The organism is Hymenobacter sp. (assembly GCF_035709525.1).
Taxonomy (GTDB): Bacteria; Bacteroidota; Bacteroidia; order Cytophagales; family Hymenobacteraceae; genus Hymenobacter.
The window spans coordinates 15,664-35,016 of the sequence record NZ_DASTEP010000219.1 but is presented as its reverse complement, the minus strand read 5'-3'; the positions used below and the strand labels follow the sequence as shown (position 1 = coordinate 35,016).

19 protein-coding genes are annotated in these 19,353 nt (G+C 62.2%); 3 read left to right on the top strand and 16 right to left on the bottom strand.

The genetic code is table 11. The features are described 5' to 3' along the window. Together VFO93_RS19360 and VFO93_RS19355 are read right to left on the bottom strand one after the other, a co-directional pair. Positions 1-690 (bottom strand): response regulator transcription factor, encoded by a 690-nt coding sequence (locus VFO93_RS19360; protein WP_325136034.1) that lies wholly within the window; start codon positions 688-690, stop codon positions 1-3. Continuing rightward, on the bottom strand, positions 653-2,170 hold the full coding sequence (locus tag VFO93_RS19355; RefSeq protein WP_325136033.1) for a HAMP domain-containing sensor histidine kinase: 1,518 nt from the start codon (positions 2,168-2,170) through the stop codon (positions 653-655). Before VFO93_RS19355 ends, VFO93_RS19360 begins: the two co-directional genes overlap by 38 nt. Positions 2,171-2,293: 123 nt before the next feature. Between VFO93_RS19355 and VFO93_RS19350 the strand changes: the two genes are divergently transcribed. Together VFO93_RS19350 and VFO93_RS19345 are read left to right on the top strand one after the other, a co-directional pair. Continuing rightward, the gene (locus VFO93_RS19350; RefSeq protein ID WP_325136032.1) at positions 2,294-2,974 is read left to right on the top strand and encodes a hypothetical protein; all 681 of its coding nucleotides are present in this window, start codon (positions 2,294-2,296) and stop codon (positions 2,972-2,974) included. A gap of 51 nt (positions 2,975-3,025) precedes the next feature. Next, complete coding sequence (locus tag VFO93_RS19345) at positions 3,026-3,421, top strand: hypothetical protein (RefSeq protein WP_325136031.1); 396 nt, start codon at positions 3,026-3,028, stop codon at positions 3,419-3,421. An 88-nt stretch (positions 3,422-3,509) separates the two neighbouring features. Here VFO93_RS19345 and VFO93_RS19340 read toward each other — a convergent pair whose 3' ends face one another. From VFO93_RS19340 to VFO93_RS19290, 11 genes are all read right to left on the bottom strand, one after another. Continuing rightward, a complete protein-coding gene (locus VFO93_RS19340; protein WP_325136030.1) occupies positions 3,510-4,637 on the bottom strand; it encodes a PepSY-associated TM helix domain-containing protein in 1,128 nt (375 codons plus the stop codon). A 145-nt stretch (positions 4,638-4,782) separates the two neighbouring features. Continuing rightward, positions 4,783-7,266: a TonB-dependent receptor gene (locus tag VFO93_RS19335; protein ID WP_325136029.1), complete on the bottom strand. Its 2,484-nt coding sequence runs from the start codon at positions 7,264-7,266 to the stop codon at positions 4,783-4,785. 189 nt (positions 7,267-7,455) lie between these two features. Further along, positions 7,456-8,238: a tryptophan synthase subunit alpha gene (gene trpA, locus VFO93_RS19330; RefSeq protein ID WP_325136028.1), complete on the bottom strand. Its 783-nt coding sequence runs from the start codon at positions 8,236-8,238 to the stop codon at positions 7,456-7,458. A 96-nt stretch (positions 8,239-8,334) separates the two neighbouring features. Beyond that, positions 8,335-9,528 (bottom strand): tryptophan synthase subunit beta, encoded by a 1,194-nt coding sequence (gene trpB / locus VFO93_RS19325; protein WP_325136027.1) that lies wholly within the window; start codon positions 9,526-9,528, stop codon positions 8,335-8,337. 26 nt (positions 9,529-9,554) lie between these two features. Next, a complete protein-coding gene (locus VFO93_RS19320; RefSeq protein WP_325136026.1) occupies positions 9,555-10,187 on the bottom strand; it encodes a phosphoribosylanthranilate isomerase in 633 nt (210 codons plus the stop codon). 6 nt (positions 10,188-10,193) lie between these two features. After that, a complete protein-coding gene (trpC, locus tag VFO93_RS19315; RefSeq protein ID WP_325136025.1) occupies positions 10,194-11,000 on the bottom strand; it encodes an indole-3-glycerol phosphate synthase TrpC in 807 nt (268 codons plus the stop codon). 154 nt (positions 11,001-11,154) lie between these two features. Beyond that, the gene (trpD, locus tag VFO93_RS19310) at positions 11,155-12,150 is read right to left on the bottom strand and encodes an anthranilate phosphoribosyltransferase (RefSeq protein ID WP_325136024.1); all 996 of its coding nucleotides are present in this window, start codon (positions 12,148-12,150) and stop codon (positions 11,155-11,157) included. A gap of 82 nt (positions 12,151-12,232) precedes the next feature. Then, positions 12,233-12,802: an aminodeoxychorismate/anthranilate synthase component II gene (locus VFO93_RS19305; protein ID WP_325136023.1), complete on the bottom strand. Its 570-nt coding sequence runs from the start codon at positions 12,800-12,802 to the stop codon at positions 12,233-12,235. Positions 12,803-12,898: 96 nt separating this feature from the next. After that, a complete protein-coding gene (locus VFO93_RS19300; protein WP_325136022.1) occupies positions 12,899-14,341 on the bottom strand; it encodes an anthranilate synthase component I family protein in 1,443 nt (480 codons plus the stop codon). Between the two features lie 359 nt (positions 14,342-14,700). Continuing rightward, complete coding sequence (locus tag VFO93_RS19295) at positions 14,701-15,084, bottom strand: BlaI/MecI/CopY family transcriptional regulator (RefSeq protein ID WP_325136021.1); 384 nt, start codon at positions 15,082-15,084, stop codon at positions 14,701-14,703. 265 nt (positions 15,085-15,349) lie between these two features. Next, positions 15,350-16,189: a CvfB family protein gene (locus VFO93_RS19290; RefSeq protein ID WP_325136020.1), complete on the bottom strand. Its 840-nt coding sequence runs from the start codon at positions 16,187-16,189 to the stop codon at positions 15,350-15,352. Between the two features lie 219 nt (positions 16,190-16,408). Between VFO93_RS19290 and VFO93_RS19285 the strand changes: the two genes are divergently transcribed. Further along, positions 16,409-16,933, top strand: a complete 525-nt coding sequence (locus VFO93_RS19285) for an energy transducer TonB (protein ID WP_325136019.1) — start codon at positions 16,409-16,411, stop codon at positions 16,931-16,933. 92 nt (positions 16,934-17,025) lie between these two features. Here the strand turns inward: VFO93_RS19285 and VFO93_RS19280 are convergent, their stop codons facing one another. The 3 genes from VFO93_RS19280 to VFO93_RS19270 form a co-directional block, all read right to left on the bottom strand. Next, a complete protein-coding gene (locus tag VFO93_RS19280; protein WP_325136018.1) occupies positions 17,026-17,457 on the bottom strand; it encodes an organic hydroperoxide resistance protein in 432 nt (143 codons plus the stop codon). Between the two features lie 25 nt (positions 17,458-17,482). Then, on the bottom strand, positions 17,483-17,938 hold the full coding sequence (locus VFO93_RS19275; RefSeq protein ID WP_325136017.1) for a MarR family transcriptional regulator: 456 nt from the start codon (positions 17,936-17,938) through the stop codon (positions 17,483-17,485). 222 nt (positions 17,939-18,160) lie between these two features. Then, positions 18,161-19,297, bottom strand: a complete 1,137-nt coding sequence (locus tag VFO93_RS19270; RefSeq protein ID WP_325136016.1) for an alkene reductase — start codon at positions 19,295-19,297, stop codon at positions 18,161-18,163. Positions 19,298-19,353: the final 56 nt, after the last annotated feature.

Here is a 19,353-nt window from a genome sequence, read left to right as displayed (position 1 = left end):
CTACGATACTAATCGATAGCCTACACCCCTGATATTGAGGATGGTTAGCGTGGGGTCGTGGCGGAGGTGCTTGCGCAGGCGCGAGATGAAGACGTCCATCGAGCGGGCGTGGAAAAACGAGTCGTCGCCCCAGAGTTGGAGTAGGGTGGCCTGGCGGGCCAGGGGGTACGGGCGGTGGCTGGCCAGCAGGCGTAGTAGCTCGTTCTCGCGGTGCGAAAGCTTGGTTGTTAATTCATTATCCAGCCATAGCTCTTGCTTGTGCGGGATGAACTGGTAGCGACCTAGGGCGATAATAGCGGCTGGCTCGGGCCCGGCAGTGGGGGCGCGGCGCAGCAGCTCGCGCAAGCGCACGGCTAGCTCGTCGAGGCTGAAGGGCTTGCGGAGGTAGTCGTTGCCACCCACGCCGAAACCCTGCACCACGTCGGCGGGCTGCGACTTGGCAGTGAGAAACAGGATGGGTACTTGCTGATTGGTGCGCCGCACCTCGGCCACGAAGGCAAAGCCGTCGAGCTGCGGTAGCATGACATCCACGATGCACAGGTCGAAGGCGTCGCGCTGGAAGGCGGCCAGTCCTAGCACACCGTTGGCCGCGTGGTGCACGTGGTAGCCCTGGCGCTCCAAGCTTTCGCGCACAATGCGGGCGAGCGGTAGTTCATCTTCCAAGAGTAGCAGCCGGGGCGAGGGCGACATGGGGCGCGAGCGGAATGGTAATAGTAAAAGTGGTGTGCTGGCCCTGGCTGCGCACCGCAATGGTGCCGCCGTGGTGCCGCACCACGGCCTGGGCGTAGTGCAAGCCCAGGCCGTAGCCGGGTACGTCGTGGCGATTGCCGGTGGGTACCCGAAAAAACTTCTCAAACACCCGCCCCAGGTGCTGCGGCGGAATAGCCGGGCCTTCGTTGGTGAGCTGCACCACGGCCGCGCCATCGCGCTCGCCGCCCGACAGTTGAATTTTGCCGCCGGGGTAGCCGTGCTTCAAGGCATTGTCAACTAGCGTCAGCAGCACATTGGTGAGATGCATGGCATCGCCAACTACGGGCAGGGGCCCGGGCGGCGTATCGTACACGAGCGGGCTGCCGGCCTGCACCAGGCGCGGCTGCGCTTGGGCCAATGCCTGGGTTAGCAGCGGCCCCAGGTCGAGGGGGCGACGCACGAGCGGCGGGCCGCCCTGCCCAGCCACGGCACGCTGCAAAATCTGGTCGATGAGGGTGCCTAAACGGTTGGCTTGCTGCTGAATGATGCCCAGGTAGTCGGCGCGGTCCTCGGGGCTGAGGGCAAACCGCCCCAGCGCCTCGGCCGCCACGCCGATGGTAGCCACCGGCGTTTTGAGCTCGTGGGTCATGTTGCTCACGAAGTCGTCTTTGAGCGCCGCCAGCCGCTCCTGGCTTAGCAGCGACTGCACGGTGTAGGCAAAGCAAAACACCACGATGCCAATCAGCCCCACCGAGCCCAGCAGCACGCCCTGCATGCGCTGCAAGTACACGCGCTGTGGGTTCGGAAACCAGGCCCGTACCACCATGCCCTTGCGACCAAAAGCACTGGCATTAGCCAAGCGCGTGGCAAAAACCAACTCCTGGCTACCGGCCGATTGTTGCGCCGGCACCAGTCGAAACGCTGTTGAAATGCTGCGCTGCCGCAGCGCACGGGCATACAGCCGGCCCAGGCGGCGGGTATGCACCGTATCGGCCTGAAAGGCGGCGTACAGGCGCTCGCCGAGGTGCCGGGTGTAATAATAAGCTACGCCTTCGCGCACGTTGTCGGCCAAAGTGCCGGCAGTGAAGCGCCGGATGAAAAAGGCGCGGCCGGCCGCATCGAGGTGCTTGGTTGTCAGGTGAAAATCCTGGAAGCCGATGTCAAATGGGGCTCGTTTTTCGGTGGGTGCGGGGTGCTTGTCGGCGAGCGAAAAGATAGTGTAGCCCTCCGTTTTGTCGATGCGCGCCCGGATGACAAATTGGTTGGTGTCGGCCAGCCACGTGCGGCAGCGGTGCAACAAAGCTTCTTGGCGCAATTGAATTTCCCGCCGCGTGGCATCGGCCAGGGCCTCATTGGCATCGCGCCGAAAGCTGCGGAGCGCCTGCTGGTAAGCCTGGTAGTTCCAGTAGCCTTGCAGGCCTGCCAGCGCCAGCGTGCAGCCGGCCATAAGGGCTACCAAAAGCTTGATTCGTCGCGTCATCTAACCCGAAAGTAGCTGGCGAACGGCCGAAATAGCGGAGATTTAACACACCTTAACACTTCTTAACGGGCATTAACCAAGGCGGGGAAAAAAGGCGGCAAGGTTTGTCAAAAAACAACCGCCATGAAATCTCTCCTCCTGTACGCCCTCATTAGCTGCGCCACGGTGGCCCACGCTCAGCGCCCCCAGGCCGCGCCCCGCCCCGATAGCGTGCGCGTCGCCCTACATTTTGGCTCCGACAACGCGGAGCTGCACCAACTGATGGCGCGAGCGCTGCACGTCGAAAAGTGGCACATCGAAGCCATCAACCCGCAGCTGGCCGGCCGGCGCTTTCACCTCACGTACCAGGAGTATCGCCACGGCGTGGCCGCGCCCGAACAGAAGCTGGCCGGCGATGCGCAGCGGCTGCTGACGTTCGACCCGCAAGGGCGTTTCAGCTTTGATGTTTTTGCCCGCCAAGCCACGGAAAATCGTCTGGAAAACCAGTTTCTGTTTACCGGCGGTAGTACCCTCAAAACGTTTGAGGCGCAGCCCGGCAAAGGCAACTTATATAGCCTGCGGCCCGATATCTGGCCCTACCGGCCGCGCCAGTCGGCGGTGGCACTGGGCCCGGCTCAGCAGCCCACTACGGAAAGAAGCTTTGCAGTAGGCCAGAAAGTGCCCTTTTTGGTGTACACGCTGCCCTACGAGGAAGACGGCTGGCTGCTGTATTGCAAGCTGGCGCAAAGCAAAACGCCCGTGCAAGACTGGTACAAGACGTTTAAAATACCGCACTTCGTGGTTTATAACTTAGTGGTGGAGTAGCCGCTTATACAAGCGGGCGTGCGGCTGTGGGCCCGCTATGTGCCAGGTACTATGAAGCTAAAATATCTCGCCCTTGGTGCCGTGCTGGCGCTGCTCGGCTGGTTTGTGTACGACTCGTTGAGCCAGCCCACCGGGCAGGACTTGCCGGGCAATTTTCAGGAAGTGGCCAGCTACCGCAACGAAAACAACACCGGCCCCATCACCCGCGTGCTGGCCGTGACGGTGGCCGATACGCTGTGGCATGAAATGCAGCAGTACGGCGACCTGACGCCCTACACCAAGTACGGTACCACTACCGTCTATTTCTTCCGGCAGGGCCAGCCCGCGCCCAAAACCGTGCAGCCCGGCGAGGTGAATTTTAGCCCCGAATTCAACAAAAACTGCTTGGCTAAATACGAGAAAGGCGTGATGAGCAACGTCTCCTTTCAAAAGTTTCCGTGGCGGTAGGCGGGTAGTAGCGCGAACTTTGTAGTTCGCGTTTTTGTGTCGTTCGCCTGCGGAAAACGCGAATTATAGGGCTCGCGCTACTACCTGCTTAGGCGGAGGCCAGCGCCGGACGCTGGTGCGGCTTGCGGTGCTTGTGCCGCCCGCGCCACACCAGAAAGCCCGTAACCGGCAGGCTGGCCGCCGTGAGGCTGACCACGAAGGCGATAACCTTGCCGCCCAACCCCAGAATGAGCCCCGTGTGCAGGTCGTAGTTCATATCGCTGAGCTTCTTGCCGTTGCTTTTGCTATCGTGCAGCTGGGCCATCAGTAGCTGGCCGGTGAGGGGGTGAAAGCGGTATTCGTCGCGGTGGTAGTAGTGCAAGGACTTGGCGTAGGCGGTGCACCACACGGGCGCGGCAGCGTCGGCCGTAGGGCCGATGAGCAGCATCTCGGCCCGCGGCGACTGCTGCCGCAGGTGGGCGTAGGCAATATCCACGACCGGGCGGCCGGGGCGAGCCGTGAGTAGGGTATCGACCTTGGGCTCGGCGTTTTCGGCGGCGATGGAGCGGCCGCCGTTGGCCAGGGTACCCATGCCCTCCATAAGCCACTCGTAGCTGATGCACAGGCCGGTGAGAGCCAGCACCAGGGCCAGCGTGCTGGCGTAGAAGCCCAGCACGTTGTGCAGGTCGTAGGTGCGGCGCTTGGGCGAGGCGTCCCACTTCACCGAAAAGCGCTGCTTGCGGGCGGCCTTGTTGCGCGGCCACCACAGCACGATGCCCGAAATCAGCATCACCACAAACGTGATAACGGCAATATCTACTACCCATTTGCCGATGGCGGGCGGCAGCAGCAAATACATGTGCAGATACTGCACGATGGTGAAAAAGTCGCTCCGCAGGTTCTGCACCTTCAGCAGCTGGCCGGAGTAGGGGTTCAGGAAGGCATAGTACACTTCTTCGCCCTTGCTCAAATACACAGCTGTCGAGCGGTCGGGGCCGTTGTAGGTGGTCCAGGAGGCGGTGAAGCCGGGCTTGGCCTGCGCGGCGGTGGCTTGGAGCACCGAGGGCGGCAGCATGGGCCGGGCCTCCACCGCCACCTTGCGCCAGGGCTGGGTCAGGTCGCGGATTTCATCCTGAAACACGAACACGGCCCCCGACAGGCTCACGATGAGCACGATGAGCCCCGAGGCCAGCCCCAGCCACAGGTGCAGCTTACCAATTGCTTTGCGGAAGGTCATGGGAGGAGAAATAGGAAAAGACCACTAACACGAACCGTCATGCTGAGCTTGCCGAAGCATCTCTGCCGCTTCCTCCAACGGGGCGGTAGAGGTGCTTCGGCAAGCTCAGCATGACGGCCTTACTACTATCAACAATTACTTAAACTTAAAACTTATACGCCACCGCGCCCACGATGCTGCGCAGCTTCTGCGGGTTCATGGTGGTGTAGCCTATCCAGTAGCGCTGGTCGGTGAGGTTGTCGACTTTCACCGATAGGCGGTACTTGGGCTGGTCGTAGAACGCGCTGGCGTTGAGCACGGTATAGCTGGGCAGAGTGAAAACGCCCATCGACACGCTGTTCACAATCTTGTTGTCGCTGGCGTAGTTGCCGCCCACCCCCAGGCCCAGGCCGCGCAGCGGGCCGTCGGGCTGGCGGTAGCTAACCCAGGCATTGGCCAGGTAGGGCGACGAGGCGGTGGTGGGGCGGCGACCGTTCACGTCGTCGCTGGAGTTCAGCAGCTCGGAGTAGTTGTAGGCAAAGCCGCCCACGATGTTGAGGCCGCGCACGGGGTTGGCGGTCAAATTCAGCTCTACGCCCCGGCTCAGCTGGGTGCCGTTCTGGGTTTGGGCGTTCGGGATGGCGTCGTTAGCGCCGGGGGCGCTTTCACCCACCGGCGTGGCGCGCAACAGGTTTTTCACCTGAATGTCGTAGTAGCTTACCGTGGCGCTCACGCGGCCGCCGGCGGCGTCGAGCTTCACGCCGGCCTCCCACTGGTTGGCGCGCTCGGGGCGGGCCGTGCGGGGCGCGCCGTTGGTGTCGATGTAAGGGCTGAGGTTGTTGAAGCTGTTCTGGTAGTTGGCAAACAGCGCCACCCGGTCTTTCACGGGCTGGTACACGAGGCCGAATTTGGGCGAAAACGCCGTTTGGGTGTACGCCTCCACGGGCGTGTACAGAATGCCGCCCTTGTTGTCGAAGTGGTCGACGCGCAGCGCGGCCAGCACGCTCAGCTGCTCGGTCAGATTCAGCACGTCCGAAGCAAACGCGCTGTAGGTGTTCGACTTAGTGGTGACCAGGTAGTGCGCCGGGGGCGAGGCCGCGTAGCGCGCCGCCACCGCCTCGCCGCTAAAGCCCCGGTAGTTGTAGCCCGGAATGGCGTTGGCCAGCGGCACCACGTCGATGTTGCCGCCCAGGAAATTCACATCCGAGTCGAGGCGCAGAAAATCGAGGCCCAACACCACGCGGTTGCGCAGCTTACCGATTTGAAAATCACCATTGAACAGCTGCTGCACCTCAAAAATCTGGCGGCGGCTGTTTTGCGTCGATTGGTCGGCCCGTGCCAGGTAGTTGGCCCCGGCCGGCAGGCTGCTAAAGCGCGTGGCCGCCGCATCGGGGATGAGGTAGAAGTATGGCCCGAAGCCGTTGGAAAAGCTGTGGCTGCTCGTGAGGTAAGTAGTCGAGGTGAAGCTGGGCGAAATTTGGTAGCGCACCTGCCCGAAGAGGTTGGTGCTGCGCGAATCCTGCACCAGGCCTGGCCCCTGGTACGACTCCCGGTAGTTGAGCTTCAACTGGTCGGCGCGGTCAGCGCCCAGCTGGGCCGTGGGGTAGTAGAAGAAAATAATCTGCCGGCCGGTGCTCGTGCCCTTGTAGATTTCGGCGTCGAGGTTGATGGTTAGCCGGTCGGTGGGGCGGTATTGCAGGCTGGGGGCCACGGCCAGGTTTTTGCCAAAGCCCGTGTAGCCCGCGTTCTGAAAATTATCCTCGTAGGTGTAGGCCGTGTTCAGGCGCAGGGCCAGCTGCTTGGGCTGGTCGGCGGGCGCATTGGTGTCCACCAGGTTCACGTCGGCGCTCACGCGGTGGAAGCCGTAGCTGCCGGCCGCCACGTTGAGCTCGCCGCCGAAGGCATCCAAAGGTTTCTTGGTCACGCGGTTGAGCAGGCCGCCGTAGGAGGTGAGGGCGCTGCCGTAGAGCGTGCCCGACGGCCCTTTTATCACCTCCAGCTTTTCGAGGTTGATGGCGTCGATGTCGCCCGTCACGTTGCCAGCCACGCCGTTGCGCAGCTGGCTCGACACCACGAAGCCCCGCGAGGCATAGAACGCGCCGCCGTCGCCGCCGCGGCCGGTGGCTTCCCACATTTTTTGTAGGCCCGGCACGTTGCGCGTGGCATCGTCGGCCGTGAATACCAATTGCTCGGTCAGCAGCTCCTTGCCCACGGTGGCGTACACCTGCGGGTTTTCGAGGTTTTTGAGCGGCATCTTGGCCACGTCCACGCTGCTCGGGCGGTTGAATTTGTTGGCGCGGTTGCCGTTCACCACCACTTCTTTCAGCTCGGCGGCGCTCTCGGTCAGCATAAAGTTGACGGTAGCCGCCTGGCCGGCTACTACCGTAACAGTCTGTTGTTCAGTTTTGAGGCCTACGGCCGAAACCATCAGCGTGTATTGCCCCGGCGCTACCTGCCGGATGCGAAAGCGGCCCTGCTCGTCAGTAATGTCGCCCTTGGGCTGCCCTTCCAGGCCCACGCTCACGGCCTCCACGGCCCCGCCGTTGCGGTTGGTTACGCGGCCCGTAATGGTGCCGGTGGTTTGGGCCTGCGCGGTAGTCGAAATAGCGTAGGTAAGTAGCGGAAAGAGTAAAGAACGAGAGCTCAGCATTACAACTTTTAATTAGACTAAATCTAAAAACACCACAAAGAAACGACCGCCAACGGCCGGGCTCAAAATTTATTTAGAAAAAGTCTAAGCAAAGCGGGGCATTTCTAGCTATGGAAAAAATATCCTGATGCAAAAAAGCCCCAGCGTAGCGGCTGCTACACTGGGGCTTGTCAAGAAAGCTGGCTCGAACTACGGCCGCACGCCGCGCACAAACTTCCGGATAGCCGCCTCGCGCTCCCCGGCCGGCGTGCTTTGCAACAACCGGATGAATGCGCTGCCAATGATAGCCCCCGTCGTGTGCCGGCTCGCCGCCCGGAAGCTCGCCGCATCGCTGATGCCGAAGCCCACAAGCGTGGGGTTGCGCAGCCCCAGCGCCTTGGTGCGGCTGAGGTAGGCGTCCACATCGGCGTTCATGTCGGTCTGGGCGCCGGTGGTGCCGGCGGCGGCCACCAGGTAAATGAAGCCATCGGCCAGGGCATCGAGCTGGCGCACGCGGGCAGCGCTGGTCTGCGGCGTTACCAGGAACACCACTTTCAGGCCATACTGCGCAAAAAGCGGGCGGTATTGGCGCTCGTACACATCGAGCGGCAGGTCGGGCAAAATCACGCCATCGACGCCCACGGCCTGGCACTGCTGGCAGAATTTCTCGACGCCAAACTGCACTACTGGATTAAGGTAGCCCATAAGCAGAATCGGCACGGTAATGCCCTGCTGGCGAATATCTTGTAATTGCTCGAAGAGCGTAGCCACGGTCATGCCATTTTCCAGCGCCTGCTGGTTGCTGCGCTGAATAGTTTCGCCGTCGGCCACCGGGTCGGAGTAGGGCATCCCGATTTCGACCAGGTCAGCGCCCGCGTCTTGCAGCGCTTTCAGGATGGAAACGGTATCATTGAGCTGCGGAAAGCCGGCCGTGAAGTATACGTTGAGCACGTCGGCCGTTTTGCGTTGGAAGAGTTCGGTGAGGCGGTTCATAGTAGGATGGGTTAGTAAGACACGAGACGTTAGACATGAGACATTAGAACCACTCCAGCGGGCTTTCTCATGTCTAACGTCTCGTGTCTTAGTTACTTAAGCGTATTCTTCGAGGTGCTTGGTGTAGGTTGCCAAATCCTTATCCCCACGGCCCGACAAGCAGACCACTACCACGTCATCCGGCTTGGCCCCAATCAACGGGAGGCAAGCCAGCGCGTGGCCCGTTTCCAGCGCCGGAATGATGCCCTCCAGCCGCGAAAGCTGGAAGCTGGCATCAAGCGCCTGCTTGTCGGTAATCGACAGAAACTCGGCCCGCCCGGTGGCAAACAGCTGCGCGTGCTGCGGCCCGATGCCGGGGTAGTCGAGCCCCGCCGAAATCGAGTAGGGCTCGGTTACCTGCCCGTCTTCCGTCTGCATCAGAATAGTGCTGGCCCCGTGCAGAATGCCGGGCTTGCCCAGCGCCGTGGTAGCGGCCGAATGGCCGGTGTCAATGCCCTGCCCGGCCGCTTCGGCGGCAATCAGGCGCACGCTGGGCTCATCTAAATAATGGTAAAACGCGCCCGCCGCGTTGGAGCCGCCGCCCACGCAGGCCAGCATAAAATCGGGCGTGGCGCGGCCGGTCTGGTGCAGCAGCTGGCTGATAGTTTCGGCCGAAATAACCGACTGGAACCGCGCCACCATGTCGGGGTAGGGGTGCGGCCCGACTACCGAGCCGATAATGTAGTGCGTGTCGGTGGGGTTCGAAATCCAGTGGCGCATGGCCTCGTTGGTGGCGTCCTTCAGGGTCTTGCTGCCGCTGGTGGCGGGCACTACTTTGGCCCCGAGCATCCGCATGCGGTCCACGTTGGGCTTCTGGCGCTCGATGTCGATTTCGCCCATGTACACGATGCACTCCAGGCCCATGAGGGCGCACACGGTAGCCGTGGCCACGCCGTGCTGGCCCGCGCCGGTTTCGGCTACGATGCGCTTTTTGCCCAGGCGCTGGGCCACCAGTATCTGGCCGATGGTGTTGTTAATCTTGTGCGCGCCGGTGTGGCACAAATCCTCGCGCTTGAGGTAGATGGTCGTGTTGTAGTGGGCCGACAGCCGCCGGGCCAGAAACAGCGGCGTGGGCCGCCCCACGTAGTCGGTGAGCAGTTGCTGAAACTCGCGCTGAAAATCCGGCTCCTGGGTGATGCGCAGGTAGTTATCGCGCAGCTCCTCCACGTTGGGATACAGCATTTCGGGCACGTAGGCGCCGCCGAAGGGGCCGTAGTAGCCGTGGGCGTCAACCTGATAAGGCGAAGTCATATGAGTTAAGAGTCTTGAGTTCTGAGTTAGGAGTTGGCGCTGTGCAACTGCTGCAACAGCGCGCGGGTGGCGGCTACGTCCTTCAGGCCGGGCGCGGTTTCGAGGTGGCTGTTGAAGTCGAAGCCGGCAAGCTGCGGGTGGTGAAAGTCGAGCAGCGCGGCCAGGTTGGCCGGCCCCAGGCCGCCACTCAGCAGAAAGGGCGTGCGGCCAGTGTAGCCCGCCAAAAGTTGCCAGTCGAAGGCCGTGCCGTTGCCGCCCGGCAGCGCGCCTTTGGTGTCGAATAAGAAGTAGTCGCAGTTGGGCTCGTAGGCCGCCAGGCTCGCAAAATCAAAGCTTTCGCCCACCGCAAACGCCTTGATGACGTGCAGGCCCGCCGCCCGCGCCTGCCGGCAGTACTCGGGCGTTTCGTGGCCGTGCAGTTGCACGTAGTCGAGGGTGTAGGCGCAGTTGGTCGCCTTTACTTCCGACAGGTCGGCATCGACAAATACGCCCACTTTGGCAATGGCGGCGGGCAGGCTGCGGACCTGTATCGGGTCGAGGATGTCGCCCACGTAGCGCGCCGACTTGCGGTAGAAGATGAAACCCAGAAAATCGGGGTCGAAATCGGCCACCGCCAGCAGGTTGGCCGCCTCGCGCATGCCGCAGATTTTGATTTTCATAGTCGCCTAAGAAGCCGAAACCGGCCCGGATAGTTCGGCCACCAGCCCGGCCAGCGCCGCTGCCGGGTCGGCGGTTTTCATAAACGTCTCCCCAATCAGAAAGCCCTGGTAGCCCGCCGCCCGCAGGGCCCGGATGGTGCTGGCGTGCTGCAAGCCGCTCTCCGCCACCTTCACAAAGTGGTTGGGAATGAGCGCCGCCAGCCGCGCCGACGTGTCCACGTCGGTCGCAAACGTGGCCAGGTTGCGGTTGTTCACGCCCACTAGGTCCACGCTGTCGCAGAGGTGACTGCGCAACTCGGCTTCGTCGTGCACCTCCAGCAGCACTTCCAGCCCCAGGCCGTGGGCAAACGCGCTGAACTGCCGCACCTCGGCCGGCGTGAGGCAGCTGGCAATGAGCAGAATAAGGTCGGCCCCCATCGCCCGCGCCTCCGTAATCTGGTATTCGCTGACGATAAAATCCTTGCGCAAAATCGGCGTAGTCGGGCAGGCTGCCCGCGCCGCCCGCAAGTCGGCCGGCGTGCCGCCAAAAAATGGCTCATCGGTAAGTACCGACAGCACGGCCGCGCCCGCCGCCGCGTAGCCCGCCGTGGTAGCGCCAGCTTCGGCCGTGCCGTTAATCAGGCCCTTCGAGGGCGAGCGCCGCTTGAACTCGGCAATGATGCCCGACGAGCCGGCCGCCGTGAGCGCCTCCCGCGCCGACAGCACGGGGCGCGTGAAACCGGGCTGCTTTTCAAGGTCGGCGGCGGAGGTTTCGGCTTCGCGGCGGGCTACTTCCTGGCGCTTTTCGGCAATGATTTTATCGAGGATGGTCATGCTATCGAGGGAACCTCACCCCCGGCCCCCTCTCCAAAAAAGAGGGGGAGCCACGGCGGGGTAGATAATACTGGTTTTAAAATCAGCTAGTCAATAAAAAGGCGTCCGGCTCCCCCTCTTTTTTGGAGAGGGGGCCGGGGGTGAGGTTCCCCCGTTAATTCAGTGCCAGCAGCTTCTCAAACGCTGCCAGCGCCCGGCCGCTGTCCAGGCTTTCGGCCGCGAGCGCCAGCCCTTCGGCCGCGTTGGCCGCCCGGCCGGTGGTGCGCAACGCTAGTGCGGCGTTGGCGAGCACGGCATTGCGGTGGGCCAAAGGAGCTTCGTTGCGCAGCACTTTCATAAAAATGTGCGCCGCCTCGGCCACCGTGTCGCCGCCGAAAAGCGCCTCGGGCGTGGTTTGCGGCAGGCCCAGGTCGGCGGGCGTCAGCAGCTCTTCGCCGTGGCGGCTGATGAGCTTCACCGGCCCCGTCAGCGACACTTCGTCGTAGCCGTCGAGGCTGTGTACGATGAGAAACTCGCGGTTCGTCTCCTGCTGGTGCAGGTAAGCGTAGAGGCGGGCCAGCTCTAGGCTGAACACGCCCACCAGCTGCAAGCGCGGCCGGGCCGGGTTCACGAGCGGCCCGAGCATGTTAAAGAAGGTCTTCACGCCGAGTTCTTTGCGCAGCGGAGCTACGTTTTTCAGCGCCGGGTGAAACAGCGGGGCGTGCAAAAAGCAGATGTTGGCTTCCTCAAGCTGGCGCTTCAGCTGGTCGTTATCGGCCGTGAAGCGCACGCCCAGGTGCTCCAAAACGGTGCTGCTGCCACTGATGCTCGACACGCCGTGGTTGCCGTGCTTGGCGATGGGCTGGCCCGCGCCGGCCAGCACGAAGGCCGATAAGGTGGAGATATTAAACGTGTTGCGCCCGTCGCCGCCGGTGCCGCACACGTCCATGGCGTCCACGCCGCCCAGGTCTACGGGGCGGCACAGCTCCAGCAGGGCATTGCGGAAGCCGGCTAGCTCCTCCACCGTCACGCTGCGCATGAGGTATACGGTGAGGAAGGCCGCAATCTGGGCCGGGTTGTACTGGCCCTGGGCGATGCCGAGCACCACGCGGTGAGCCTCTTCCTGGGGCAGCGTGCGGTAGGCAAAGAGGTGGTTGAGGGTGTCTTTCATGCGTAGCGCGAAGCTCTGCTTCGCGTATCGTTAGGGCGGGAGAAATGAGCAGTGCGAGCACAACGCGAAGTAGAGCTTCGCGCTACTTCACCCAATTGGCCAGCATGGTTTTGCCGTGCTCCGTCAGCACCGATTCGGGGTGGAATTGCACGCCCAGCACGTCGTAGTCGCGGTGGGCGAGGGCCAGCACCTGGCCATTCTCATCCACGGCCGTCACGTGCAGCTCGGCCGGTATCGCCTCGGGCGCGATGGTCCAGGAGTGGTAGCGGCCCACGGGCACCGCGTCGGGCACGTCGTTGAAAAGGCGGTTGCCAGCTGCTTCGGGCGTCTGGTGTAGCGTGTGCGCTACGCCGTGGTGCACCTCGCCAAGGTTAGCGAGCTGGCCGCCGAAGGCTTCGCCGATGGCCTGGTGGCCCAGGCACACGCCCAGGATGTGCTTGGTCGGCGCGTAGCGCTTAATAAGCTCGGGCATGATGCCGGCCTCGCTCGGGATGCCGGGGCCGGGCGATAGTAGGATATGCGAGTATTTATCGACCTCGTCGAGGCTGATTTTATCGTTGCGAAACACGTCGACTTCCTGCCCTAGCTCGCGCAGCATGTACACGAGGTTGTAGGTGAAGGAGTCGTAGTTGTCGAGAACCAGGATAGCCATTTTGGTAAGTTTGAAAGTAACACCAAGCTCCAGCTTGGTGATTCGTTGAACAGAGACCCCAACGGTGCGACCGTACTGTCAAGCAAGAGCTTGGCGTTACACCCGCTCGGCCTGCTGCAAGGCCGCGCGCAGCGCACCCAGCTTATTATGTACTTCCTGCAATTCGCTGGCCGGCACCGACTTGGCAACCACGCCCGCGCCGGCCTGGTAGTACAGCGTGTTGTCTTTGCTGAGGAAGGTGCGAATCATGATGGCGTGGTTGAAGTCGCCGCCGAAGTCGAGCGCCCCAATGCAGCCGCCGTAGAAGCCGCGCTGCGTGCGCTCGTACTGGTCGATGAGCTGCACGGCCCGGTACTTGGGCGCGCCCGACAGGGTGCCAGCGGGGAAGGTTTCGCCCACCACGTCGAGCGGCTCGGTGGCAGCGCCCAGCTGGCCCACTACCTTAGACACCAGGTGAATAACGTGCGAGTAGTACTGGATTTCCTTGAAGCGCTCTACGGCCACCACGTCGCAGCGGCGGCTGAGGTCGTTGCGGGCCAGGTCTACGAGCATTACGTGCTCGGCGGTTTCCTTAGGGTCGTCGAGCAGCTGCTGGGCCAGGCGGGCATCGGCCGCGTCGTCGCCGGTGCGGCGGAAGGTGCCCGCGATGGGGTAGAGCACGGCCTGGCCCTTATTTATCACAATCTGCGACTCGGGCGAGGAGCCGAAAATCTTGTAGCTGCCGTAGTCGAAGAAGAACAGGTAGGGCGACGGATTGAGCGAGCGCAAGGCCCGGTACACGTTAAACTCATCGCCCTGAAACCCTTGCTGAAAGCGCCGCGACAACACAATCTGAAACACGTCGCCGCGCTGGCAGTGCTGCTGCCCCAGGCGGATGAGTTCCAGGTATTCGTCGTCGGTAGCGTTGGAGGTTTCCTCGCCGCTGAGCCGGAACGGATGCGTCGCAAAATTGCGGCTCTGAATAAGTGTTTCGATGCTGTCAAGCGTATCGGGCGCGGGCTCTTCGCTCTCAGCTAAGTACTGATGCTCAAATAGATATAGCTCATCTTTGAAGTGGTTGATGGCGATGACGTAGCGAAACGCCTGGTACACGATGGCCGGCACCGTGCTCGCGCCGGGCTTGTCGCGCAAGGTCACGTCCTCAAAGTTTTGCACTGCCTCGTAGGCCATGTGCCCAAACAGCCCATTCGTGATGAACGGCAGCCCCGAGGGCGCGGCCGGCCGGAAGCTCTCCCGAAACTCGCGCAGCAGCCCCAGGGCCTGGCGCGGGTCGGGTAGCGGGGTGGTGTGGGCCGCCTGGCCGGGGCGCTGGGTAGTGAGCTGGTTTTTATCGAGCTCGAAGCGCGCTACCGGGCTGAAGCAGAGGTAGGAAAAGCTGTTGTTGTTGCCATGGTAGTCGGAGCTTTCGAGCAGCAGCGTGCCCACAAACTGGTCGCGCAGACGCAGGTAGAGGCTCACCGGCGTGAGGGTATCGGCCAGCAGCCGGCGGTGGCGGCTATGCACAAGGGTAGCGGAGGAAACTTCGGTGGCGGCCGACATGGCAGAGAGAAAACGTAAAACCTGGACAACAAAAAAGCCCGCTGCGGTGAGCAGCGGGCTTCGTAAAAATCGAGTAGGAATCAACCAACCGGATACGCCAGAGTGCTCAGCCTTGGGAAAAGGGAGAGTGCCACCACCAGAGCATAACGGAAGCGCAGCGCGACATAGGTTGATTGGGTTTGGGCCGCAAAGGAACGACGAATTTTGAAATCGGCAAGTCTCCAGCCACGAGGTGCTTGCCCGAAAGGTTCAGCTTATTGCTGATTTTCTGGCCTTTGGGCTGTTATAGCAAGTCGTAAAAAAGTAAGCTAGCCGCCAGGCTGAGCAGCTTCTTCTGAAAGCCTGCTAACCACCAGCCGCTACCCACGGCCGGCCGGGTTTTCGGCCTCGTCGTCATCCAGCAGCTTGCGCAGCTGCTGAATTTCCTTTGGGTTCAGGCTTTCCTCGACCAGATAAGACACCAGCGCGGCGGGCGAGTTGTCGAAGTAGCGGGCCAGCATGCGCTTTAGGCTTTGCGCCCGATATTGCGCCTTGCTGACGAGCGGAAAGTACTCGTAGGTCTTGCCGTAGGCCGTGAAGCCCACGTAGCCCTTGCGCTCTAGTATCCGCACCACCGACGACACGGTGTTGTAGGGCGGCTTGGGGTCGCCGGGCAGGTGCGCGATGATGTCCTTCACAAACGCCCGCTTCAACTTCCAGAGCGCCTGCATAATGGGCTCCTCGGTTTTGGTTAGCTCTTCCATAAGGCAAATGCATAACTGGTATTTCAGTTTAAAAACTGTTTAGTACGTTTTATAACGTATTTATCAGTTGTAAGTTGAAAACAGCGTTTTACCCTTGGTTGTCCTGCTGGCGAAGGAGGCATTTTGTCAGGTTGGCCTAGTTCTGACGTGATAGGATGCTTCCTTCATCAGTAGGACAGTTGGAGTCGAACTGCTGGTACGCAGGCACAAAAAAGCCCGCCGAGCAGCAGCTCAGCGGGCCAGCAAGCGATGTAGCCGTACTTGTTTAGTCGCCCTGCACCAGGCGCGTTTGCTCTGGTTCCAATTCCACCAACCCTTGCTTGTAGAGCGAGCCCAGGGCCTTTTTAAACGTCTTTTTGCTCATGCCCAGGCGGCGGTACACGTCGTCGGCCAGGCTTTTATCGCCGAGGGGCAGCGTTTTGTTGGGGCGCTCGCGCAGGGCGGCGAGCACGAGGTTGGCGGCGGTTTCTACTTCGTCGTAGCCGGCCTGGCCGAGGCGCACGTCGAGCTTGCCATCGGGCCGAATCTGGCGCAGGTGGCCGGGCAGCATTTCGCCCACGCGCAAGGGCCGGAATACTTCATTGGCGTACAGCAGGCCCGCGTGCGTGCCGTTCACGATGACGTTATAGCCTAGTGGCGTTTCCTCCGCTACCATTAGCTGCACGCCCGCGCCTTCGGCCCCCGCGAAGGGCTCGGGGCTGAGAAATTGCTGCCACTTGGCCGAAGCCACGAGGCGGTCGGTGGCATTGTCGAGGTACACGTACACCAGCACGCGGTCGCCGCGGCGCACGGCCTGGCGCTGGTTGGCGTGGGGCAGCAGCAAATCTTTTTCGAGGCCCCAGTCGAGGAACGCGCCCGGCCCGCCCACGTCGCGCACGGTGAGGGCGGCGAAGCTATCGACCACCGCCAGCGGCTCGAGCGTGGTAGCAATGAGGCGGTCTTCGGAGTCGCGATACACAAACACGCGAATGACGTCGCCCACGTGCGCGCCCACCGGGCGGTACTTTTCGGGCAGCAGCAGGTCGCCGTCGTCGCTGGTAAGGTAGAAGCCGATGCTGACTTCGCGGGCTATTTCGAGGTCGTTAAAATCGCCGAGGTGAAGCATAAAAGGAAGCGCGGCACGCGCGGTAAAAGAACAAGACGAAGGTAGGGCCTTCTGCCGCAGCCGGGCACCGGCTGTCCTAAACCAAGAACTTTTAGCCTAATAGCAAGAATCGCTGTAAAAGCTGCGAACACGCTAGTGGAGTGCGGGTTAGGGCTAGTATATTTGGCCTGATTCCGCTGCAATACTGCTATCTATAGTCGCACTTTTACGCTAACGTTTATGGCATCTTATCTCTTTGGCTGCGCCGCGCTACTCGGGCTGAGCGCCCTGCGCCCGGTGGCCGCCCAGCAGGGGCCGGGCCCCAACCTGGCCGCCGTGGTGCACCCCACCCAAACGAGCGGCCCCCCCCTGGCGCGGGCCACGTCCGCTGCGCCCAAGGCCGCTGCGGCCCCAGCCGCGCCGGCCGCCCCAGCCCCGCTGTTCCGGCCCGATTCCATTTTCGTTAACCCCCAGGTGCTGCCTCAGTTCACGGGCGGCGAGCCCGCCTTCGCCGCTTACCTCAAGAAAAACCTGCATTACCCCGCCGAGGCCCTGCGCCAGCACGCCTCCGGCAAAGTCATGGTCAGCTTTGTGCTCGGGGCCAACGGCCTCGTGACCTACGCCACCGTGCTGCGCGGCCCCCACAAGCTGCTCAACGAGGAGGCCCTGCGCCTGATATGGCACATGCCCGCCTGGCAGCCCGCCCGCCAGCACGGCCAGCCGGTGCGGGTGTCGTGCACCATCCCGGTAGTGTTTGAGGAGTAGGCTGATAAGCCTAGAAATCCAGTAAGTCAGAAGGCCAGTTTTCGCATTGAAAACTGGCCTTCTGGATTGATATGCGGTAGCGGGCGGGTACCCTAACCGTGGGTCGTGGTGCTGAGCGTTACCTCGATGTTGCCGCGCGTGGCGCGCGAGTAGGGGCACACCTGGTGGGCCTGGGCCACCAGCTCCTCGGCCTGGGCCTGCTCGAAGCCGGGCAGGTTCACTTTCAAATCCACGGCCAAGCCGTAGTTGTCGCCGTCTTTGCCAAAGCTCACGTCGGCCTCCACGGTGCTGCCCGTGATGGGGGTTTTGGCCAGGCGGGCCACCAGGTTGAGGGCGCCGTCGAAGCAGGCGGCGTAGCCGGCGGCAAACAGCTGCTCGGGGTTGGTAGCGCCAGCCTTGCCGGGGCCGCCCATTTCCTTGGGCGTGCTCAGGGGCAGGTCGATTACGTTGTCCGACGAAACGGCGCGGCCGTCGCGGCCGCCGGTGGCAGTGGCTTTCGCCGTGTACAAGCGTTGAATGGGCATGGTAGTCAAAAAGAAAAAAGGTGAATTACTTGGTAATTAAGTGCTTGATGAGCGGCTGCAACTGCTGGTGCAGGTCGCTCACCTGCGCGGGCGTGATGCCGATGCACACGCTCAGCTTGAGCGGAATCTCGCGCGCCTGCAATTCCAGCGCCCGGCCGGCCGGCAGAATGGTGATAATGACCGAGCGCTCGTCGTGGGCGGCGCGGCGGCGGCTTAGCCAGCCGCGCTGCTCCATGCGCTTGAGCAGCGGCGTGAGGGTGCCTGAGTCGAGCAAAAGCTTGTTGCCCAGCGCCTTCACGGTCAGGGCCTCGTGCTCCCATAGCAGCAGTAGCACCAGGTACTGCGGGTAGGTCACATCGAGCCCTTCCAGCAGCTTCTGGTAGGCTTTGGTGATGAGGCGGGAAAGCGCGTAGACCGAAAAGCAGAGCTGATTGTCCAGTCTGGGTAAGGGCGGAAGCGGGGGAAAGGCGTTGGTAGGCATGGCCGTCTGGATGCAGGCGCAAAGATAGTTGCTGAAAATTTAATTGTGTGCAATCAAAAGGTTATTTTCAGCAGAACAGTTCAGGCAATAGCCTCCAGCTTAAAAAAAACGCGCTGGCTAGGCCAGCGCGTTTTTACACTAAAAGCCTTTTCGCATGGCAGCAGCGGCTATTTTCGGGGTTCAGAATACGCGCAAAAAACGCTCGCCCAACCCCGAAGCCACTTACTTGTGCGCCGGTTCCGGCTGCACCTCCTTTTCGGCGGCCTGCTCTTGCAGCGTGGGGTAGTCGATATAGCCCTTGTCATCGCCGCCGTAGAAGGTGGCCTGGTCGGGGGTATTGAGGGCCGCGCCCTGCTCGAAGCGCTCCACCAGGTCGGGGTTGGCGATGTAGGGCACGCCGAAGGCGATGAGGTCGGCCTCCTTGTTAGCGAGCGCCTTTTCGGCCGTTTCCTGGGTGTAGCCGCCGTTCAGGATGAAGGGGCCGGTGAAGATGTTGCGCAGCGCGGGGCCCACCGGCTCCTGGCCGGCCTTGGCGGCCATGGGGTGGCCGGGCAGCGCCTCGATGACGTGCAGGTAGGCCAGGCCGAACTTGTTGAGCTGCTCGGTGACGTAGCTGAAGGTAGCCAGCCGGTTTTCGTCGTGGATGCCACCCACGTTGCCGGTGGGCGAGAGGCGAATGCCCACGCGGTCGGCCCCGAGCACGTCCACGGCCGCCTGCACTACCTCCAGGGCAAAGCGGGCGCGGTTTTCGACGCTGCCGCCGTACTCGTCGGTGCGCTGGTTGGTGCTGCTCTGAATAAACTGGTCAATGAGGTAGCCGTTGGCCCCGTGGATTTCGACGCCGTCGAAGCCAGCGGCCTTGGCGTTTTCGGCGGCCTTGCGGAAGTCTTCGACCACGGCTTTTACCTCGGCGGTTTCGAGGGCGCGGGGCGTCGGAATTTCTTCCTGGCCCTTGCCGGTGAAAGCTTTAACTTCCTGCGGCTGCACCGCCGACGGGGCCACCGGCAGCTCGCCGTTATGAAAAAACGGGTGCGAGATAGCGCCCACGTGCCAGAGCTGAATAAAGATGCGCCCGCCAGCGGCGTGTACCGCGTCGGTCACTTTTTTCCAGCCCGCTACCTGCTCGGCGCTGTGGATGCCGGGCGTGTCGATGTAGCCCACGCCCTGCGGCGAAATCTGCGAGCCTTCGGTGATGAGCAGGCCCGCCGAAGCGCGCTGCACGTAGTATTTCACCATCGAGTCGGTGGGCACGTTGCCGGGGTTTTTGGCGCGGCTGCGCGTCATGGGGGCCAGGGCCAGGCGGTTGGGAGCGGTGATGGCACCTACTTGAAAAGGCGTGAAAAGCAAAGAATCTGACATTTTTTAAGAAAAGAAAACCAGGAAACAGCGCGTGCGGGGCAAGCATCAGTTTGCCC